At 66.5% G+C, this 20,501-nt stretch carries 13 protein-coding genes; 1 reads left to right on the top strand and 12 read right to left on the bottom strand.

Annotated elements, in window-relative coordinates; translation table 11 throughout:
* Positions 1 to 8: 8 nt before the first annotated feature.
* Positions 9 to 884 carry a pantoate--beta-alanine ligase gene (panC, locus tag DEH84_RS10960; protein ID WP_109036887.1) on the top strand — a complete coding sequence of 292 codons (876 nt, stop codon included), beginning with the start codon at positions 9 to 11 and terminating at the stop codon, positions 882 to 884.
* A gap of 7 nt (positions 885 to 891) precedes the next feature.
* Here the strand turns inward: panC and DEH84_RS10955 are convergent, their stop codons facing one another.
* The 12 genes from DEH84_RS10955 to DEH84_RS10900 all read right to left on the bottom strand — a co-directional run bounded on the left by DEH84_RS10955 (position 892) and on the right by DEH84_RS10900 (position 20,464).
* Positions 892 to 3,105: an ATP-dependent DNA helicase gene (locus DEH84_RS10955; RefSeq protein ID WP_109036886.1), complete on the bottom strand. Its 2,214-nt coding sequence runs from the start codon at positions 3,103 to 3,105 to the stop codon at positions 892 to 894.
* A gap of 96 nt (positions 3,106 to 3,201) precedes the next feature.
* On the bottom strand, positions 3,202 to 5,724 hold the full coding sequence (locus tag DEH84_RS10950; RefSeq protein WP_159098933.1) for a zinc-dependent metalloprotease: 2,523 nt from the start codon (positions 5,722 to 5,724) through the stop codon (positions 3,202 to 3,204).
* A 336-nt stretch (positions 5,725 to 6,060) separates the two neighbouring features.
* A complete protein-coding gene (locus tag DEH84_RS10945) occupies positions 6,061 to 8,217 on the bottom strand; it encodes a TRAP transporter large permease subunit (RefSeq protein WP_218929722.1) in 2,157 nt (718 codons plus the stop codon).
* Positions 8,218 to 8,319: 102 nt separating this feature from the next.
* Positions 8,320 to 9,372 (bottom strand): putative solute-binding protein, encoded by a 1,053-nt coding sequence (locus tag DEH84_RS10940; RefSeq protein WP_109036883.1) that lies wholly within the window; start codon positions 9,370 to 9,372, stop codon positions 8,320 to 8,322.
* A 205-nt stretch (positions 9,373 to 9,577) separates the two neighbouring features.
* On the bottom strand, positions 9,578 to 10,600 hold the full coding sequence (locus DEH84_RS10935) for a hypothetical protein (RefSeq protein WP_245932563.1): 1,023 nt from the start codon (positions 10,598 to 10,600) through the stop codon (positions 9,578 to 9,580).
* 179 nt (positions 10,601 to 10,779) lie between these two features.
* Complete coding sequence (gene ettA / locus DEH84_RS10930) at positions 10,780 to 12,444, bottom strand: energy-dependent translational throttle protein EttA (protein WP_109036882.1); 1,665 nt, start codon at positions 12,442 to 12,444, stop codon at positions 10,780 to 10,782.
* A 105-nt stretch (positions 12,445 to 12,549) separates the two neighbouring features.
* A complete protein-coding gene (locus DEH84_RS10925) occupies positions 12,550 to 12,741 on the bottom strand; it encodes a hypothetical protein (protein ID WP_109036881.1) in 192 nt (63 codons plus the stop codon).
* A gap of 177 nt (positions 12,742 to 12,918) precedes the next feature.
* On the bottom strand, positions 12,919 to 13,776 hold the full coding sequence (locus DEH84_RS10920; protein WP_109036880.1) for a response regulator: 858 nt from the start codon (positions 13,774 to 13,776) through the stop codon (positions 12,919 to 12,921).
* Complete coding sequence (locus DEH84_RS10915; protein WP_109036879.1) at positions 13,773 to 15,260, bottom strand: PAS domain-containing sensor histidine kinase; 1,488 nt, start codon at positions 15,258 to 15,260, stop codon at positions 13,773 to 13,775. Before DEH84_RS10915 ends, DEH84_RS10920 begins: the two co-directional genes overlap by 4 nt.
* Positions 15,261 to 15,483: 223 nt before the next feature.
* A complete protein-coding gene (locus DEH84_RS10910; RefSeq protein ID WP_109036878.1) occupies positions 15,484 to 15,948 on the bottom strand; it encodes a histone in 465 nt (154 codons plus the stop codon).
* Between the two features lie 156 nt (positions 15,949 to 16,104).
* Positions 16,105 to 17,289 (bottom strand): ribonucleotide-diphosphate reductase subunit beta, encoded by a 1,185-nt coding sequence (locus tag DEH84_RS10905; protein ID WP_109038339.1) that lies wholly within the window; start codon positions 17,287 to 17,289, stop codon positions 16,105 to 16,107.
* A 316-nt stretch (positions 17,290 to 17,605) separates the two neighbouring features.
* Positions 17,606 to 20,464 carry a ribonucleoside-diphosphate reductase subunit alpha gene (locus tag DEH84_RS10900; RefSeq protein ID WP_245932776.1) on the bottom strand — a complete coding sequence of 953 codons (2,859 nt, stop codon included), beginning with the start codon at positions 20,462 to 20,464 and terminating at the stop codon, positions 17,606 to 17,608.
* Positions 20,465 to 20,501: the final 37 nt, after the last annotated feature.

Genomic DNA, 20,501 nt, shown 5'->3' with positions numbered 1-20,501 from the left:
CACGCCCCATGAAGGTCATCCACACCATTGCCGAGCTGCGTGCCACGCTGTCGGCCGCGCCCGCTGCCCCCGTGTTCGTGCCCACGATGGGCAACCTGCATGACGGCCACCTCGACCTGATCCGCCGCGCCCGCGAGCTGGCCGGTGAAAGCGGCAGCCCCGTGGTGGCCAGCATCTTCGTCAACCGGCTGCAGTTCGGCCCCAACGAAGATTTCGACACCTATCCGCGCACGCTGCAGCGCGATGCCGAGCTGCTGACGGCGGCCGGTTGCGACATCCTGTTTGCGCCGTCGGAAGCCGAGCTTTACCCCGAACCGCAAGGCTACAAGGTGGTGCCGCCCAGTGAGCTGGCCGACATCCTGGAGGGCGCCTTCCGCCCCGGGTTCTTCACGGGCGTCTGCACGGTGGTGCACAAGCTGTTCAACCTCGTGCAGCCGCGTGCCGCGGTGTTCGGCAAGAAGGACTACCAGCAGCTCATGGTGATCCGCAACATGGTGCGGCAGATGGGCCTGCCCATCGAGATCGTTGGGGGCGAGACCTTGCGGGCCGACGACGGCCTGGCCCTGTCGTCGCGCAACGGCTACCTCAGCGAAGCCGAGCGGGCCGAGGCCGTCCAGCTCAGTGCCGCCTTGCAGGCCGTGCGTGCGCAGATCACGCAGGCGCGTGACGCGGGTCGGCTGGATGGTGGCGCGGTGCTGGCGCTGGAAGAAGCGACCATGGCCGGCCTGCGCGGTCGCGGCTGGGTGCCCGACTACGTGCTGGTGCGCCGCCAGCGCGACCTGCTGCCGGCCGCCGATGCCGAACTGGCCGCGGGCGAGCCCCTGGTCTGCCTGGCCGCAGCGAAGCTGGGCAAGACCCGCCTGATCGACAACCTCGAGATCTGAGCCGGGCTCAGGTGACGGCCTGATCTTTCAGGCTGAGCAGGAAGTCGATGGCTTCCTGCTGGACGCGGCTGCGGCGCATCGGCGGCAGGCTCTGCCAGATGCGCCGGCCGTAAGGCTTGTCGATCAATCGCGTGTCGCAAATCATCAGCACGCCGTGGTCGCGCTCGCTGCGGATGAGCCGGCCCGCACCCTGCTTGAGCGCAATGATGGCCTGCGGCACCTGGTGTGACATGAAGGGGTTGCCGCCCTGTTGCTGCAGCAGCTCCAGCCGCTTGGCCAGCACCGGATCGTCGGGCGGTGCGAACGGCAGCTTGTCGATGATGACCAGCGTGAGGGCATCGCCCTTGACGTCGATGCCTTCCCAGAAACTGTGGCTGCCGACCAGCACGGCGTTGCCCGCCTTGCGGAAGTCGTCCAGCAGGGTGGGGCGGGGCGCGTCGCCCTGTTGCAGCACCGGATACGGGTCGCCAGCGTCGGCCAGCAACTGGCGCAGTCGCTCGGTGGCGCGTGCCACGGCCCGCAGGCTGGTGCACAGCAGGAAGGCTCGGCCTTGGTTGGCCCGGATCAGCGGCAGGGCTGCGTCCACCACGGCGTCGGTGTGTCCCGGGTCACTGGGCTGCGGCAGGCTGTGCGGCACGTACAGCATGGCCTGGTTGGGGTAGTCGTACGGGCTGGACCAGGCCTGGCAGTGTGCGTCTTCCAGCCCCAGCGCCTCGGTGAAGTGGTGGAAGTCGTTGCGCACAGCCAGCGTGGCCGAGGTGAACACCCAGGCCTTGCGCGGCACGGTGGTCGGGGCACGCTCGGTGCTCGCGGATGACGCCGCCGGTGTTGTGCTCGGCGCCGTCTCCACGGCCTCGCTGCCGGCCATCAGGGCTTGCAAGTCATCCAGCTCATCCAGACTGTCATCCTCTGGCTGGGCGCCGGGTTCGGCGCGCGCGTCGGCCTTGTCGAAAAGCGCGTCCAGTTCCGCCGCATGATCCGGGTCGTCGGGCAGCGCGTCGGCGCGGTCTGCGGTCTCGTCATCCTCGCGCTCGTCGGTGTCCAGACCCAGGCGCTGCCGGCGGAACACGTCCGCCACCGAGATGGGCGTGCGGTGCAGCTGCACGCCATGCGTGCCCACGTCCACCCAGCACAGCACGGGCTCGGCCGGGTTGTCCGGTCCCCCCCAGGCACACAGGCGTTGCAGCAGCTCGTCGGCGCGGCGGTGCAGTTGGGCGAGATCGGGACTGCGGTCGGCCGCCGCATCCAGCACCTCACGCACCTCGCGCAGGGCGCCCCGCACTTCTTCGATCGCCGGAAACAGCAGGTGCGACTCACCCAACTGGGCCTGCGACATGCGCTGCGTCTGTGGACCGAAGCACAGCCGCAGATCGCGCGTGCTGCGGTCCAGCGGTGCCAGCACGTCGTTCCAGTTGGCCGCGTCGCGGGCCTGCGCCTGCCCGGTGGCCAGGGTGTCGCGCAGCAGATCCAGCAGCTGCGCGGTGGACACCGACTGCCCGAAGAACAGCGTGGCGGTGTCGGGCAACTGGTGCGCTTCGTCGAACACGATGGTCTGCGCGTTGGGCAGCAACTCGGGCACGCCTTCCTCGCGCAGCATCAGGTCGGCAAAGAAGAGGTGGTGGTTCACGACCACCACGTCGGCGTCCTGGGCCTCGCGGCGGGCCTTGACCACGAAGCACTCGGCGTGGTGCTTGCAGTCGCTGCCCAGACAGGTTTCGCGCGTGGACGTGACCCGCGCCCAGATGGTGGCGTGCTCGGGTACCTGGGTGCACTCTGCCTTGTCGCCGGTGGGCGTCAGGTGAATGAAGCGGTTCACGATGCCGAGGTCGCGCACTTCCTGTCGGCTCGACAGCAGCGTGGCGTCCTGGTTGGCACGGTCGAGGTGATGCCAGCACAGGTAGTTGCTGCGCCCCTTGAGGAGCGCAACCTTGATCGGCACGGCCAGGGCGTCGCGCACGGCAGGCAGGTCGCGATAGTAAAGCTGGTCCTGCAGGGCCTTGGTGCCGGTCGAGACGATGACCTTGCCGCCCTCCAGCAGCGAGGGTACGAGGTAGGCCGCCGTCTTGCCGACCCCGGTTCCGGCTTCGAGCACCACGGTGCGGGCCTCGCGGATGGCCTGTTGAATGGCCTGCGCCATCTCGATCTGCTCCTGACGCTTGCAGTAGCCGTCAAAGGCGCGGGCCAGGGGGCCGGATTCGGAAAACAGCGTGGGCAGGTCCATGGGGCAGGCGGTCAGGTCAACCGCTATTGTCCCCCTGGAATGAAGCCCCTGCCGCCCACACTGATGGGGTGGCGTGACGCATTGGCCCCCCGCCCCTCAAGGGGTGGTGCGCACCACGCTGGCCTGCAGCGCGCTGCGCAGCGTGTCGAGGCAGTCTCGGCGATGGGCGGCTTCGATGGCATCGCCGCCGCCTGTGGCCGCCAGGCGCGATGCCAGTCGCCGTGCCTCATCGCGCACCACGGCCCGCACGTCGGCGCGCCGGTTGCCGCGCACCACGGCCTGGGCCAGGCGGTTGACGTGCTCGCGCTGCAGGTTGCGGCGCTGCGCCGCGTCCACGGGATGCCGGGGCGGTGCCCAGACCGCGTCGCGCAGCCGCTGGTGCAGTTCGGCGACGGTGAGCGGGCGGCGCTCCTGATCTCGGACCTTGTCGGCGTTGTCGAGCAGCCGTTCTGCCAGTGACTCGGCCATCAGCCCGTCGAGCAGCAGGCGCTGGCGTGTCAGCTCCTGCTCGGCCACCGAAAAGTCGGTCAGCTGTGGCGTGAGGTCGCGCTGGTCCTGGCGGTCGAGGTAGTCCGGTGCCAGGCGCCGCAACAGCGCGGGGGGCAAGCTCACGGCACCCGGTGCCAGCAGTTCATCGAGCAGCAGGGTCAGTGCGGCCCGCTGCTCGGCGGCCGGCAGCGGCACCAGCAGGTCGCGGCCGCTGGCCGGGTCATCGCGGCGGGTGACCAGGCCGCCCACCTGACGCAGCAGGATCTGGCTGGTGCGGCTCAGCTCGCGCAGGCCATAGGCCACGGCGCGGCGGGGCAGGGCGGCGTCATCGCCAGGTTGCGGTGACCGACGCGCCTGCCGATCGAACAGGTCGCGCACGATGGCCAGGCGCTGACGGGCGAACACGACGGGATCGCGGCCCAGGTCGAACGTGAGCGCCTGAGGGTCGAGGCCCAGCAGGTTGTCCTCGTCCGTGCCGAACGCGAGGGCCTCGCGCCAGGCGGGCTCGGCGCTGCGCGCGGCGATGGCGCGCAATGCGGCCGCAGCCTGGGTCGGATCGGCGGGCAGGGGCTTGTAGCCGTATTCGATGGCCCAGAAGTCGTACGGCCCCAGCGTTGTCTGGAACGGGGCAGGGCGAGGCTGCCCGGGCAGCGGCAGGTTGATGGGCGCGTAGTCCATCACCGAGGCGCTGTTACCGGCCCGTGCGCCCAGCGTGGGATGGGCCAGTTCATCGGCGGTGCGCCAGCGCGAGGCCCGGAAGTTGTGGCGCAGGCCCAGCGCGTGTCCCACCTCGTGCATGGTGGTGTCCTTCAGGTAGGCCAGCACGAAGGCTTCAACCTCCGGGCTGTCAGGATCCAGCTCGCCGCGCGTGGCCAGGACGTCGAGCGCCAGGCCGAGTTGCTCGGCAGCGTGTTCGGCATGCTGGCATTGTTCGCCATCGGGATGGCTGTGCCCGGTGTGGCTGCTGGGGCCCTGCAGTGCCGGCAGCCCGCTCAGGTACTGGCTGCGCGCGGTGCGGATGGCGCGAGACGACAGGCTTTCCAGCGCGATGTCGGCGTCGAGGATTTCACCTGAGCGAGGGTCGACATGGCTGGGGCCGATGGCTCCGAAGCTGGGCTCGTTGTTGGCCATCCAGCGGATGGAGGCGCGCCCGGTTTCCAGCGTGTCGAACGGCGTGTCGGCAGGCGGGGTACGGACTTCGATGGCCTTGCGCAGGCCGATGGCCTCGAAGGCCTTGTTCCACTCCAGCACGCCTTCCGTCACGGCAGCGCGGTAGGCCTGCGGAATGCTGGGGTCCAGCCAGAACACGATGGGTTGCACCGGCTCGGACAAGGGGGCGGCCGGGTCCTCCTTGTCGAGCCGCCAGCGGTTGATGAAGCGCTCGCGCGGCGTGCGCCGAAGGTCTTGCGTGAAGTCGACCACGCTGGAGCTGAAATAGCCCACGCGGGCGTCGGCGGGTCGGCGCGGCATCGGTTGGGCCGGCAGCGGGCTGAGCGTGTAGTGCACGTTCACGAACAGGCTGCGCGGGTCGGGGACGGTACCGGGCACGGTCGATCCCGGGGTGCCGGGCGTGGTGCTGCCCGCGCTGATGCCGGCCGTGGCAAAGTGCTGGCTGACCTCGAACACAGTGGCTGTGGCGTCGCTGCGCGCCTGAAGGAGCACGGTGTGGCGTGGGTCGAGGGCATAGCCTTGCCGGTACTGGCGCTGCAGGTGCTGGGCCAGGCCCAGCACGTCCCCGAGCATCAGCGCATTGAGGTCGACCAGCACGGCGCCGTTTTCCGCGTGCGGGGCACTGGCCAGGGGGGCGCTGGCCAGCAGGCTGGGCGAGTAGGCCGCGGCCACGGCCAGTGCCTGCGGCGTGCCTTGCTGCGCGGTGTAGGCGGCGTTCACGGCCAGCAACTGCACCTGCTGCTGCACCTTGCGGAACTCGACCCACTGGGGGCGGCCGACCTGGGCCGAGCGGCTGTGCATGAGCCCCCCGAATACGCCCGCTTCGCCGATGCCCCGCGAGACCTTGGGCGACAGAAAGAGCGGCTTGCCCAGCATCTCGGGCTTGAGCTCCAGCCAGACCTTGTCCTGCTTGCGCCAGACAGGCAGCAGCCCGTCCTGACGCTCGGCTCCTCTGCTCACCTGTTCGAAGGCCGGTGGCGAACCCGGGGATGGTGCCGGGGCGACCGCGACCGTGGCAGAGGGCGGCGCGTTCGCCGCGGGAGCGCCCCCCGGGGCGCCACGCACCCCCACCGTGGTGCAGCCCGTGCTCAGGGCCGCAGCCACGGCCAGAGGCCACAACAGGCCGCGCCTCTGCGGCGGCTCACGGAAAACGGCAGACACTTCAACACGCATCCGGTGACCTTACCACTGGCGGCCCCCGGGCTGACGCTGTCACCCAGACGCAAAAAAACCGGCCGATGCAGATGCAGTCGGCCGGTGGTGGGGCTCAGGGCACCGTCAGAGCGGTGCGCGCACTCACTGGGGTGCCGAGGGGAACCAGTCGCGGATGAAAGCCAGCTCCGGGATGTCGTGGACCAGCAGCGGACCGTAGGACACGATCACGAGGCCGACCGCCATCACCGCCAGGGGCAGGATCCAGCGCTCGTAGCGGCGGTAGAAGCCCAGATGGCGGACCTCCGAGTCAGCCTGGCCCACCTCCTCTTCGCCGATCACCTGGCGTGTCAGCAGCTGGTTGATGGCCACCGGGGGCAGCAGATAGCCCAGCTCGAACGCCACCAGCACCATCATCCAGAAGTGCATCGGATCGATGTTGTTGGCATAGGCAATGGGCGCCAGCGTGCCCGAGACCAGCACCACGGCGCCGAACGGGTCCATGATCATGCCGAGCACCACCTTGGTCACCACCAGGAAGGTCATCGCGGTCCAGTGGTTCTCGAACACCTTCGGGAAGTTGTCCATCACCTCGGAGCGTTCGATCACCCCCCCCATGGCGAGCGACAGGGTCATCAGGCTCAGCAGGGCGCCGATGTGGCCCACCGTCTCATTGGTCGCGTAGCGGATCGAACGTTCGACCCCTTCCTGGCGATGGCTTGCGTAGTCCGGCGTGAGGGCGGTCTTGCCCTTGTTTACCAGCTTGTCGAACACCAGCACGATCAGCAGGATGACCGGCATGATGGTCGGCGCCGTGATCTCGTTGAGCTTGGTGTCCAGCGCGTACTCGTAGATCGCAATGACCGCGACGGTCAGGGCAATGTAGGGCAGGGTGGGCACCATGTGGCGCAGCATCGCGGGGATCGCCACAGCGGGCGATTCAATGCTGGCGCGCTGGGTGCGCAGCATCTGCGAGGCCAGGAAGAACAGCGTCGACGTCAGCAGGAAGACATAGAAGCCCCAGTGGTACAGCGCACTGGTGGTGACCTGCTTGTTGAGCGCCGCAATGAACACCACCAGCAGGCAGGGGCGCAGCACGACGCCCAGCGAGCCCGACATGGCGGTGGCAGCCAGCGCGAACTGCCGCGAGCCACCCGAGGCGCGCACCTCGTGGTAGATGATGCCGCCGGCGGCAATCACGAACACGCCCGATGCGCCGGTGTAGGCCGTGGCCACCGAGGCGCCCAGCAGGATGATGTAGGTCAGCAGCTGCGGCGACAGGCTCCAGGGACGCAGGATGTCCATCAGCAGGTCGATGATGCGGCTCTGCTTGAGCAGCATGCCGGCCCAGATGAACAGCCCCAGGTTCATGAAGATGCTGGGCAGTTCCATCAGCTGGTTGATGTAGATCGCCAGGCCCGCGTGGTGGTTCTTGATGAGGAAGTAGACGCCGGCGACGGTCGCCATCTGTGCATACAGCGGGATGGACAGGATCGCAGTGCCCCAGGTGCCGTCACCATGCGGCGACTTCACCGGCATGATCACGCGCTTCAGGTTGATCACGAGCAGGATCACGAACAGCGCCATCCAGATGTAGTGCAGCAGCGGGTGCTCGACCGGCACACCGGAGTCCAGCAGGATCTGGTAATAGCGAATGCTCGAGAACAGGAGCAGGCCACTGGAGATGGTCTGCGCGACCGACTGCAGCAGGTAGTCCTTCGAATAGTGGCCCGGACGGATGCCGATGTGGTGGAAGCTCAGCGTCGTGCTGACCGCGGCGATCGCCACCATCAGCAGCAGGATCAGCGAACGGTTCTCGGTGCCGAAGTGGAACAGCATGAAGAAGCTGGTCTCGACCGTCCGGTACAGCTTCACCTGCGGCGTCTGGTGCGCGACCACGCGGTTGTAGAGGTCGTGCTTGGCCGCACAGATGGCCTGCGACTGCTCCAGCGAGCGCCGCAGCACGGCCGGGTCGGTGGCCGGCTCGTCGCCGAACAGGTCATCGATGTCATCCCCGCTGCCGGCGGCCGGTTTGCTGCCTTGCCGCTGGATCTCGGCTTCGATGTCGAGTTTTGGATTGCACTCCGGGCGTGATGGCTCGGCGCGCAGCATGAAGTACTGGACCTGTGCTTTCGGGTCGCCGAACATCGATTCGCCGAACTTCAGCAACTGGCCGTGAACCATCTCACCGGTACCGATGATCAGGGTCAGCAACAGCAGGATGAAGACAGGGAGGCTCGACAGCCACTCGAGCGGGGAGCGGCCCAGGAGTTTGCGGGATTCAGCGGGGGTCATGGTCATCGTGGGCCGCTCGGTGGCCGAGCGTTCCTGCAGGCGGGGGTGAGGGAGGGCGTGGCCCTGCGGTCAGCGCAGGGCCTCGGCGAGGCGGGCGAGGGGCCGTGCTTACTTCCAGTCTTCTTCGGACTTGGTCGTGCACTCCGGGTCAGCCGCGTTCACCTTGCAGCGGATCTTCTTGATGACCTTGAGGCCGCGCTTGTCGTACAGGCCCTTCTGCGCGATGTCGATGCGCGACTCGCGCAGCATCAGCGTGTACTTGTAAGCGTTCTCGGGCGAGAGCTCCATCCACGTGGCGGGCGGCACGCTGGCGTCAGCCTGGCGGATGAGCTGCAGCGCGCGGTCGAACTGGGTCATCCAGTAGTTGCGCGAGGCCTGGCCGAAGCCTTCAGGGAACTTGCTGTGGTTCAGCACGACCTGGTAGGTCAGGATCATGATCGGGAAGCGCGCCATGGCGCCGTTCTTGCCGATGCCCTTGTAGAGTTCGAGCGGCTTGTACGCCATGGACGGCGCCGCGATCATGTCGACCGTGCCGTTGTTGAACTTGGTCGAGAAGTTCGTGATGTCGGCCGACACCGGCTGCGCGCCGATGCGCTGGATCATCACGGCCTGGGCCTTGTCGTAATCGAACGAGGCGATGCGCTTGCCGGCGAGGGCCTCGACCGTGTTGATCTTGCGGTCGTTGACGATCGGGTAAGCCGCGCCCAGCGGCGTGATGCCACCGATCTCGTACGGCCCGTCGATCATGAGCTTGGCGGCGGCGGGGTCGGCGTAGGTCTGGATGAGCTTGCGCACCACGTCGTAGCTGCCCGCCATGTCGATCTTGCCGTCGCGCACGATGGTGGTCGCGCCCAGCGTGTCGATGGAGCCAGCCACTGCGTTGAACTGACGGGTGCGGAAGGCCGTGGCGATCACGGCGTCGCACTGGCCGGTGCGGAAGTCTTCCGTGGCCACACGTTCATCGGTGTACCCCTTCAGGTCGATGCTGGCGCCATGCTTCTGCATGGCGACGGCATAGTCCTTCGCCATGTTGAACAGGTCGCCAGAGGCGCCCAGCAGGTCGTAGACGCACACCCTCTGGCTCGCGTGGACGCCAGGTGCTGCGCTGAGGGAAATCAGGCCGGCGATGCCGACCAGGCTGATGTGACGGGCCAACTTCATGCAACTGCTCCTCGGTGCCAAAAAGCCGGGGGCAGCGCATGCGTCACCCCCGAGCCGTCGTTTGATGTGCGCCGTCTAATCTGACTACGCACGTAGTTCAAACAACCGTTTTGTAACTATATCTGGGGATGCCTGAGCAGCGATGTCCAGTGCCCACACACACGGGGGAAGGGGATTCCCTAGCCCGCCGCGCCCGCAGGGAAGATCATTTCAGGAAACTGTCGGCGTCAATCTGCTCGCCCTTGTCGTCCCAGAACTTGCCGAGGCCGGCAATGGGCGTGCGGGTGCCAGCACCCTGTGTCCAAAGGCGGTCCGACATGTTGGTAAGCTGGGACTGGGCGATGGCGTCGATCAGTCGGTACTGCGCGTTGGGCTGGAAGTCCTTGTTGGCCGTGAAGCGCTTGATCACCTCACGCAGGCGCGCCTGGTCGTCACCCGACTGGGCCGCCACGGCCGCCATCACGTGGGGCAGGCGCACGCCCTTGGCTTCGCCTTGCGCCATGGCGCGGTCGAAGGTGCCCTTCACATCCTTGCCCTCGGCATTGCCGGGAATGATGCTCCAGACCACCGCGCGGGTCGCATCGGGAGCGCCCCACCATTTCGCGTTGTCCAGGCAGTTCATGGCGCGCTCGGCAAGCGGCGCAGTGTCGGTGGGCACGCCGACCGACTGCTGCGCTGCAATGTCGTTCTGCATTGCCTGCAGGCCGGCGACGCTGCCCAGCAGGTAGACCAGTTCGTCGAAGTCGCGCTTGAAGCGCGGGCAGCTGCTGCCGTACTTGAAGAAGTACTTCTGCTCCAGCTTGGTCTTCATGCGGTTGAAGGCGGCGAACTGGCGCTGTGCCGCCACGGCCAGATGGCGTTTCTGGGCGATGCGGGCGTCCTGGGCTTCGTCTGCGCGCTTGTCGCGGGCCGCCCGCAGGTAGCGCATTTCCTCGTTCACCGCCTGGTTCTCGGAACACACACCCGCCGAGGACAGCATCACCGTTTCCATCAGGGACGGGTCGCCATAGAAGTTGCGAGCGGCGCCGACGAGCGGGGTGTTGACCATCGAGAAGCTGCAGGCCATCTCCACGTCCGTGACTTGCAGCACCGGCGGGGTGAAGCCGTCTTCCAGGATGGACAGGGTGGTGTTGCTGACGTTGGACTCGATCAGCGCGCACCCGCCCATCGTCATGGCCGAGACAGCCAGTGCGGTGGAGGTCAGCAGGCGGGTAAAGCGTGTGGTCATAAGGTCTCCGGTGATGGTCATGCTGCCCCTCCATCGGGAGTGGCAGGATGCGGCAAATTCTAGACCCCGGCCTTTGGCGCTTCGCTGCAGGAAGCCCCGTGATAACCCCTGAAAGCATGCAGATGCGGGAAGAACAAAGCCCGCACATGGCGGGCTTTGTTCCGTGAGCTGAGGGGGGCTCAGCGGATGGGCTTGAAGCGCACGCGCTTCGGACGCGCACCTTCTTCGCCGAGGCGCTTCTTCTTGTCGGCTTCGTACTCGTGGTAGTTGCCGTCGTAGAAGAACCACTGCGAGTCGCCCTCGCACGCCAGGATGTGCGTACAGATGCGGTCGAGGAACCAGCGGTCGTGGGAGATGATCATCGCGCTGCCGGCGAACTCGAGCAGTGCGTCTTCCAGCGCGCGCAGGGTTTCGACGTCCAGGTCGTTCGACGGTTCGTCGAGCATCAGCACGTTGCCGCCCTGAGCCAGGGTCTTGGCCAGGTGCAGGCGGCCGCGCTCACCGCCCGAGAGGTTGCCCACGAGCTTCTGCTGGTCGTTGCCCTTGAAGTTGAAGCGGCCCAGGTAGGCGCGCGAGGGCATCACGAACTTGCCGACGATGATGTTGTCGAGGCCGCCGGAGACGTCCTGCCACACCGTGTTGTCGGCCGCCAGGCCTTCACGGCTCTGGTCGACGAAGGCCAGCTGCGCGGTCTTGCCGATGACGACTTCACCGCTGTCCGGTTGCTCGACGCCCTGGATCATGCGGAACAGCGTCGACTTGCCGGCGCCGTTGGGGCCGATGATGCCGACGATGGCGCCAGCGGGCACCTTGAAGCTGAGGTTGTCGATCAGCACGCGATCACCGAAGGACTTGGTGACGTTCTTGAACTCGATGACTTCATTGCCCAGGCGCTCGGCCACGGGAATGAAGATCTCGTTCGTCTCGTTGCGCTTCTGGTATTCGACGTCGCTCAGCTCCTCGAAGCGGGCCAGACGTGCCTTGCTCTTGGCCTGGCGGCCCTTGGCGTTCTTGCGCACCCATTCCAGTTCCTGCTTGAGGGCCTTGGCGCGGGCGTCTTCGGTCTTCTGTTCCTGCTCCAGGCGCTTTTCCTTGGCATCCAGCCAGTCGGAATAGTTGCCCTTGTACGGGTGGCCGGCGCCGCGGTCGAGTTCGAGAATCCACTCGGCGGCGTTGTCCAGGAAATAGCGATCGTGGGTGATGGCCACCACGGTGCCCGAGAAGCGGCTCAGGAACTGCTCCAGCCAGTCCACCGATTCGGCGTCCAGGTGGTTGGTCGGTTCGTCGAGCAGCAGCATGTCGGGCTTGGACAGCAGCAGGCGGCACAGCGCCACGCGGCGCTTTTCACCCCCGGAGAGGTTGCCGATCTTGGCATCCCAGGGCGGCAGGCGCAGGGCGTCGGCGGCGAGTTCGAGTTGCAGGTCGGTGTTCTCGGAGCCGGCGGCTGCGATGATGGCTTCCAGCTCGCCTTGCTCTGCGGCCAGGGCGTCGAAGTCGGCATCCGGCTCGGCGTAGGCGGCATACACCTCGTCGAGGCGCTTCTTGGCGGCCAGCACGCCGCCGATACCTTCTTCCACCGCCTCACGGACGGTCTGCTCGGGGTTGATCTCGGGTTCCTGGGGCAGGTAGCCGATCTTGATGCCGGGCATCGGGACGGCTTCGCCCTCGATGTCCTTGTCGACCCCGGCCATGATCTTCAGGAAGGTCGATTTGCCGGAACCGTTCACCCCCAGCACGCCGATCTTGGCGCCCGGGAAAAAGCTCAGGGTGATGTCTTTGAGGATCTGCCGCTTCGGGGGAACGATCTTCCCGACGCGGTTCATGGTGAAAACGTATTGCGCCATGGCGGGCTCGCTTCGCGAGTGTCTTTCGTCAAACCGCGTAGTGTAAGCAACCGCGGCGGTTTGCGGGGTGAGCTGGCGTTGCGCCCGCGGTTTTGTTTTCCCGAGTCAGCCTCGCAGGCGGGCCATCAGCCGTTCGCTTTCCAGCTGCGCCTGCTGCTGCGCGTCCTCGTCGGTCATGCAGGCCAGTTCCAGCAAGGACATCTTGAGGTTCATCAGGCCGTCACGCAGGCTGAAGAGGGCGGCCTGGACGTCCGCCAGCTGGGCCTTGTTGTCATCTGCGCCGGATTCGCTCGACATGGTGGTGCTCCGTGCCCCGTGGGTCATGCATGCCGACGCGCCTGGGGCCATGGCACCGACGGCAGCAACCACTGTAGGCAGGCGGCGTGCCCGTGCACAGCGCCCGATCACGGGGGGAACACGCAAGTCGGGGGCCTGGCTTTGCCGGGGGATGAAAGCCGCGCGCGGGCGGAGTGGTCAGCTGTTCTCGGGTCCGCCATGCGGAAGGCAGGCCTGGATCTCCCCGAGCAACTCGTCGCTGTCGAGGGGGCGATACAGGAAGCGGCGAGCCCCGAGGCGCAGGCCTTCCGCTTCCCAGACGGGGTTGCGGTGTGTGGCGGTGATGAAGACCACGGCAATGTGCTGCACGGCGGGGTCGGCCTTGAGCTGACGGATCAGGTCGAAGCCGCCGGCGTCAGGATGCAGCCCGACGTCCGAGATGATGAGGTCGGGGCGGTGCTGGCGCGCCAGGGCGAGGCCCTGTGCCATGCCTGCCGCCGTGATCACCCGGTAGCCCATGGGCTCGAGCAGGCTCGACTTCAGGCTGAGGTTCAGGGGCTCGTCGTCCACCACCAGAATGGTGTGTGTGGGGGCAAGCGCTGCAGAGGCCGGGGTGCGCTGAGTGCCGTCCTGAGGCGGGATGCGGAAGGCACCGGCCCCGGTGTGGGCTGTGCCCGCCGCCTGGTTTTTGCGCTCCAGAAAGGGGGCAAGGTCGTTCATGAGTGTCGCCGGGTCGATGGGCTTGGACAGGTAGCCGTCGAAGCCGGCCTCGATCATGCGCTCCCGGTCGCCCAGCATGGCCGAAGCCGTCACGGCGATCAGCGGGATGGCGGCCGTGGCCCGGTCCTGCTTCATCTCGCGCGCCACGGCATACCCGTCCATCAGGGGCATCTGGATGTCGCACAGCACCAGATCCGGTCGCGCCTCGCGGATGACCGCCATGCCCCTCAGGCCATCGGGGGCGCTCAGCACAGTGCACCCGAAGGCTTCCAGCACGTAAGTCATGAGGGCCAGGTTCATGGCGTTGTCCTCGATGACGAGAATGCGGCGACTCATGGGGTGCGTGGCTCCAGCACGAGGGTGAAACGGCTGCCCTGGCCCTCGACGCTGTGCATCTCGATGTGCCCGCCGATCAGCTGGGCGAGTTGCTGACACAGGTAAAGGCCCAGGCCGGTGCCCTCGATCGAATGGGCGTCGGCGCGGGTCACCTGGGAGAAGGCCTTGAACAGTTTGTGCTGCTCGCTGGCCGGAATGCCGGGACCGGTGTCCAGCACCGACAGGCGGGTGACGGTCCGACCCGGGTCGGCTTGCTCGGAAACCGACACGCACACGCGCCCGGTCTGCGTGTACTTCACGGCGTTGTTACCCAGGTTCAGCAGGATCTGGTGCAGCGCCCGCCGGTCGGTGTGGACAATGACGGTGGTCGTGGGCATGTCGCTGTCGAGGGTCAGGCCCTTGGCCTGCGCGGCGAGCTCGAGGGCGGTCAGAACCTCCCGCACGACGTCCTGGCAGATCACCGGCTCGATGCTCAGGTCGACGTGGCCCGACTCGATGCGGGCCACGTCGAGCAGATCGTTGATCAGCGCGAGCAGGTGCTTGCCGCTGGAGCGCACGGCTTCGAGCTGTTTTTCCTGGTCGGCCGTCAGCGGGCCCGGCAGGCGCATCAGCAACAGGCTGGTGAAGCCGATGATGGCATTGAGCGGCGTCCGCAGTTCATGGCTCATGGACGCGAGAAAGCGGTCCTTGGCCCGGCTGGCGCGCTCGAGTTCGACGTTCTGGTCGTGCAGGGCTTTCTCGAAGCGCTTGCGTTCGCTGATGTCGCGAATGGCGCTCATGCCGAAGCGGCCCTTGTCGGTGTCCAGCGGACTCAGGCTGATTTCGACCGGGAATTCTTCGCCATTGCTGCGGCGGCCGTAAAGCTCCAGCCCCGCGCCCATGGGGCGTGTGCGGGGGTGGTCGAAATAGCGGGTGCGGTGGGCCACATGGCGATGCTGGAAGCGCTCGGGCAGGAGCACTTCGATGGGATGGCCCAGGAGGCTGTTCGCGTCGTAGGCGAACAGCGCCTCGGCATGCACGTTGGCCAGCACGATGCGGCCAATGTCATTGACGATGATGATGGCGTCCGGCGTCGAGTTCAGCAGCGTTCCGTAGCGCGTGGCGACGGCGGCCGTGTCCTGGCGCACGCGGAGGTGCGTGATGTCGGTGTCCCGATGCAGAAAGCCTTGCAGCAGGCGGGCGTCGTCGTACAGCGCCCGCAAGGTCGCGTTGACGTAAATACGCGTGCCGTCACGGCGCACGCGCAAGGCCTCGAAGCTGGGTTGCGGCCCACGGGAGGCTTCGACACGGACAGCACGTTCGCCCTCAATGTGGTGGCCCGGAATCAGCAGGTCGGTTGCATCCTTGCCGACGGCCTCTTCGGCGCCGTACCCATAGGTGGCCTCGGCACCCGGACCCCAGTCGACGATGCGGCCGTCGGCATCGGTGGTGAAAAGGGCGTCGGGGCACGCCTCGAGTGCATCAGGCAGGACTGGACGGGGCATGGCAGCGTGAGGGCGAGGGGGCCGCGACCGAGGGCGCCATCGATGACCGTGCGCCTGGTCACCCGACCGAGTGTAGAGGGACACCGGGCCGCCGTCTTGCCCATGTGCGATCCCCTTCAATGCATATGGTGGGGAAAGTACTCTGGGGACCAGGGCGTGACTGAAACGAAAAACCCGGCCGGAGCCGGGTTGGTCAGAAAGGCGTGTTGCCTTGCTGGGGCCGTCAGGGCTTGGTGCCCGTCGGGAAGGGCCACGCGGCCTGGGGGCTCAGCGTGGTCTTGGCTGCCGGGGCCGACGTCTTCTTCACAGCGGCAGGCTTGGCGGCGGCCTTCTTGGCTGCAGCCTTCTTGGCCGGAGCGGCCTTCTTGGCAGGCGCTTCGGCCTTCTTCACGGCGGCCTTCTTGGCGGGCGCGGCCTTCTTCGCCGGAGCCGCCTTCTTGGCCGGCGCTGCAGCCTTCTTCACCGGGGCGGCGGCCTTCTTCGCGGGTGCCGCCTTCTTGGCCGGTGCAGCCTTCTTCACGGCGGCCTTCTTGGCGGGCGCTGCCTTCTTGGCCGGAGCGGCCTTCTTGGCAGGCGCTGCAGCCTTCTTCACCGGGGCGGCGGCCTTCTTGGCTGGTGCCGCCTTCTTCACAGCGGCCTTCTTGGCCGGGGCAGCTTTCTTTGCTGCCACTTTCTTCGCAGTTGCCATACGGATCTCCTTGATCAAGTTGCAAAGAGCACTGCACTGCAGCACGCAGCACAGGGATTCACCGCCCGACGCCCCCTAGGATCTGAGCGCGGTGCAGTGAATGGGGAAGGCCGGGAGGTCATGTGCTGGGCTGTCCGAGTGCTCTTGCTGGCCGGATCAATCCCAGGACAGGGCGCCGCCCGACTGGTATTCGATGACGCGGGTTTCGAAGAAGTTGCGTTCCTTCTTCAGATCGATCATTTCGCTCATCCAGGGGAAGGGGTTCTCTTCGTTCGGGAAGAGCTCTTCCAGGCCGATCTGCGTGGCGCGGCGGTTCGCGATGTAGCGCAGGTAGCCCTTGAACATGGATGCGTTGAGACCCAGCACGCCGCGCGGCATGGTGTCTTCGGCGTAGCGGTATTCGAGCTCGACCGCCTTGATGAACAGGGCCTTGATCTCGGCCTTGAACTCGGGCGTCCACAGATGCGGGTTCTCGAGCTTGAGCTGGTTGATCAGGTCGATGCCGAAGTTGCAGTGCATCGACTCGTCGCGCAGGATGTACTGGTACTGCTCGGCGGCGCCGGTCATCTTGTTCTGGCGACCCAGCGCCAGGATCTGCGTGAAGCCGACGTAGAAGAACAGGCCTTCCATCAGGCAGGCGAACACGATCAGCGACTTCAGCAGCGTCTGGTCGTTCTCCATCGTGCCCGTCTTGAAGTTCGGGTCCATGATCGCTTCGATGAAGGGGATCAGGAACTCGTCCTTGTCGCGGATCGACTGGACCTCGTGGTAGGCGTTGAAGATCTCGGATTCATCGAGACCCAGCGATTCCACGATGTACTGATAGGCGTGCGTGTGGATCGCTTCTTCAAAGGCCTGGCGCAGCAGGAACTGGCGGCACTCCGGCGCCGTGATGTGGCGGTAGGTGCCCAGCGTGATGTTGTTGGCGGCCAGCGAGTCGGCGGTGACGAAGAAGCCGAGGTTGCGCTTGATGATGCGGCGCTCGTCATCGGTCAGGCCGTTCGGGTCCTTCCAGAGCGCGATGTCGCGGCTCATGTTCACTTCCTGCGGCATCCAGTGGTTGGCGCAGGTGGCGAGGTACTTCTCCCAAGCCCACTTGTACTTGAAGGGCACCAGCTGATTGACGTCGGTCTGACCGTTGATGATGCGCTTGTCGGCGACGTTCACGCGGCGCGTGGAAGCGGCCTGAACAGAGTTGGCGGGGGTGTGCACGGGGGCTGCGCCAGCCGTCGACATCGGGGCATTCCGTGCATCGCTGGGGGCAGAGGCCGGCAGCGGTTGAGGCACAGAACCGACAGGGTTCGAAGAGGCGTTGGAGGAGTCGTCTTCCCAGACCAGCATGGTGAACATCCTATGGAATCGGATTATGGAAGGGTGTTGTGAAAAACACCAAGCACTTCTTGACAGCGAGCGCCCGAGCTTGTTGCAGCCGAGCATCGAAAACAAGGGTCTCAGATCAAGAAGGCACTGAATGGCTGTGCATCGAAGACCCTGATGCGGTCAGGCTCTGACGGTGCCAGGCTCGGCGGGCTCATTGTGTGAGCCAGCGAGCCGAACGTGGCTGCGGGCGCAGATGCACTTCGGAGACAGACAAGGCCTCGTTCGCGCGCACGCTCCCGAGGCCTTGCTCATCACCGCGCCCGCCGCGGTGGCCGCCTTACTGGCAGGCCTCGCAGTCCGGGTTGTCGATCGAGCAGAACTTGATGTCGGTCGCCGGTTCGGCGGCCAGCACGGGCTCGGAGGACACGGCCTGCGGTGCAGCCGCTTGGGCTGCGGCCTGGAAGCCACCACTCGACACGGCGTTGAGCTGGCCGCGCGAGACGGTGGACTTCTCGGCGTGCGTGGCGCCCACGGTGCGGAGGTAGTAGGTGGTCTTGAGGCCACGCAGCCAGGCGAGCTTGTAGGTCTCGTCGAGTTTCTTGCCCGAGGCGCCGGCCATGTAGATGTTCAGCGACTGGGCCTGGTCGATCCACTTCTGGCGACGCGAGGCGGCTTCCACCAGCCACACGGGCTCGACTTCGAAGGCCGTGGCGTACAGGTTCTTGAGTTCTTCGGGCACGCGGTCGATGCGGCGCAGCGAGCCGTCGAAGTGCTTGAGGTCCATGACCATCACGTCGTCCCACAGGCCCAGCTTCTTCAGGTCACGCACCAGGTACTCGTTGACCACGGTGAACTCGCCCGACAGGTTGGACTTGACCGACAGGTTGCCGAAGCACGGTTCGATCGAGGCGTCCACGCCGACGATGTTCGAGATGGTGGCGGTGGGGGCGATGGCCACGCAGTTGGAGTTGCGCATGCCGTACTGGGCGATGCGGGCACGCAGGGCGTCCCAGTCCATCGAGGTCGTGGTGTCGACTTCGACGTAGCCGCCGCGCTGCTCGGCCAGCAGCTTCACCGAATCGATCGGCAGGATGCCGCGGTCCCACAGCGAGCCACGGTAGCTGCTGTAGCGGCCACGCTCTTCGGCCAGCTCGGTCGAGGCCCAGTAGGCGTAGTAGCAGACGGCTTCCATCGAGCGGTCGGCAAATTCGACGGCTTCCTGGCTGGCGTACGGGGTGCGCAGCTGGTACAGCGCATCCTGGAAGGCCATGATGCCCATGCCGACCGGACGGTGGCGCAGGTTCGAATCACGGGCCTTCTTGACGGCGTAGTAGTTGATGTCGATGACGTTGTCGAGCATGCGCATGGCGGTCTTGACCGTCTTGCGCAGCTTGTCGTGGTCGATGCCGCCATCCTTGATGTGTTGCGACAGGTTCACCGAGCCCAGGTTGCACACGGCGATTTCGCCGCCGTTGGTGTTCAGCGTGATCTCGGTGCACAGGTTGGACGAGTGCACCACGCCGACGTGCTGCTGCGGCGAGCGCACGTTGCAGGCGTCCTTGAACGTGATCCAGGGGTGGCCGGTCTCGAACAGCATCGAGAGCATCTTGCGCCACAGGTCGACGGCCTTGATGCGCTTGAAGGGCTTGATCTCGCCGCGGTCGGCCTTGGCTTCGTAGGCGACGTAGGCTTCTTCGAAGGCCACGCCGAACTTGTCGTGCAGGTCAGGGCAGGAGGCCGGCGAGAACAGGCTCCAGTCGCCGCCTTCCATCACGCGCTTCATGAACAGGTCGGGAATCCAGTTCGCCGTGTTCATGTCGTGGGTGCGGCGGCGGTCGTCGCCGGTGTTCTTGCGCAGTTCCAGGAACTCTTCGATGTCCAGGTGCCACGACTCGAGGTAGGCGCAGACGGCGCCCTTGCGCTTGCCGCCCTGGTTCACGGCCACGGCCGTGTCGTTGACCACCTTCAGGAAGGGGACGACGCCTTGGGACTTGCCGTTGGTGCCCTTGATGTGCGAGCCCAGGGCGCGCACCGGGGTCCAGTCGTTGCCCAGGCCGCCAGCGAACTTGCTCAGCAGGGCGTTTTCCTTGATGGCTTCGTAGATGCCGTCGAGGTCGTCAGGCACGGTGGTCAGGTAGCACGACGACAGCTGCGAGCGACGGGTGCCCGAGTTGAACAGCGTGGGGGTCGACGACATGAAGTCGAACGAGGACAGCAGCTCGTAGAACTCGATGGCGCGGGCTTCGCGGTCGATTTCGTTCAGCGCCAGGCCCATGGCCACGCGCATGAAGAACGCCTGGGGCATTTCGATGCGGGCACCCTGCACGTGCAGGAAGTAGCGGTCGTACAGCGTCTGCAGGCCGAGGTAGTCGAAGTTCAGGTCGCGCTCGTACTTCAGCGCGGCGCCCAGGCGGGCCAGGTCGAACTGGGCCAGGCGCTCGTCGAGCAGCTCGGCCTCGATGCCCTTCTTGATGAAGGTGGGGAAGTAGTCGGCGTAACGCTCGGCCATCTCCGCGTGCATCACCTCTTCGCCGAGGATTTCGCGGCGGATGGTGTGCATCAGCAGGCGGGCCGTGGCGCGGGTGTAGGCGGGGTCGTGCTCGATGCGGGTGCGGGCGGCCAGGATGGCGGCCTTGTAGACCTCGTCGATCGAGACGCCGTCGTACAGGTTGCGCTGGGTCTCGGCCAGGATCGGTCCGGGCTGCACGTCGGCGCCCAGGCCTTCGCACGAGGATTCGATCAGGGCCTGCAGGCGGGGCAGGTCGAGCGGCACACGCTGGCCACGGTCGATCACGTGCAGCGTGGGCAGCGCGGCGGCCTGTTGCTCGGCGGCCTGCTTGGCGCGTTCCTGCGAGCGGCGCTCGCGGTACAGCACGTAGGCACGGGCGATTTCATGGTGGCCGCCGCGCATCAAGGCCAGTTCGACCTGGTCCTGGATGTCTTCGATGTGGAAGGTGCCGCCGTTGGGGCGCGAACGCAGCAGGCCGCGGACCACGGCTTCGGTCAGGCCGTCGACGGTCTCGCGCACGGAGGCCGAGGCGGCGCCCTGGGTGCCGTGCACGGCCAGGAAGGCCTTCATCATGGCCACGGCGATCTTGCTGGGCTCGAAGGCCACGACCGCACCATTGCGTCGGATGATCTGGTAGTTGGCGTAGGCCGACTGACGCGGCTCGGCGGCATCGGCGGCACCGCCCATGAAGGCAGATGAGGTGGACGACAAGGTGCTGGGCGTG

Origin of the sequence: Aquabacterium olei, from assembly GCF_003100395.1 — a bacterium.
GTDB classification, from domain to species: Bacteria; Pseudomonadota; Gammaproteobacteria; order Burkholderiales; family Burkholderiaceae_C; genus Aquabacterium; species Aquabacterium olei.
This window is presented reverse-complemented; position numbering and strand designations above follow the sequence as displayed.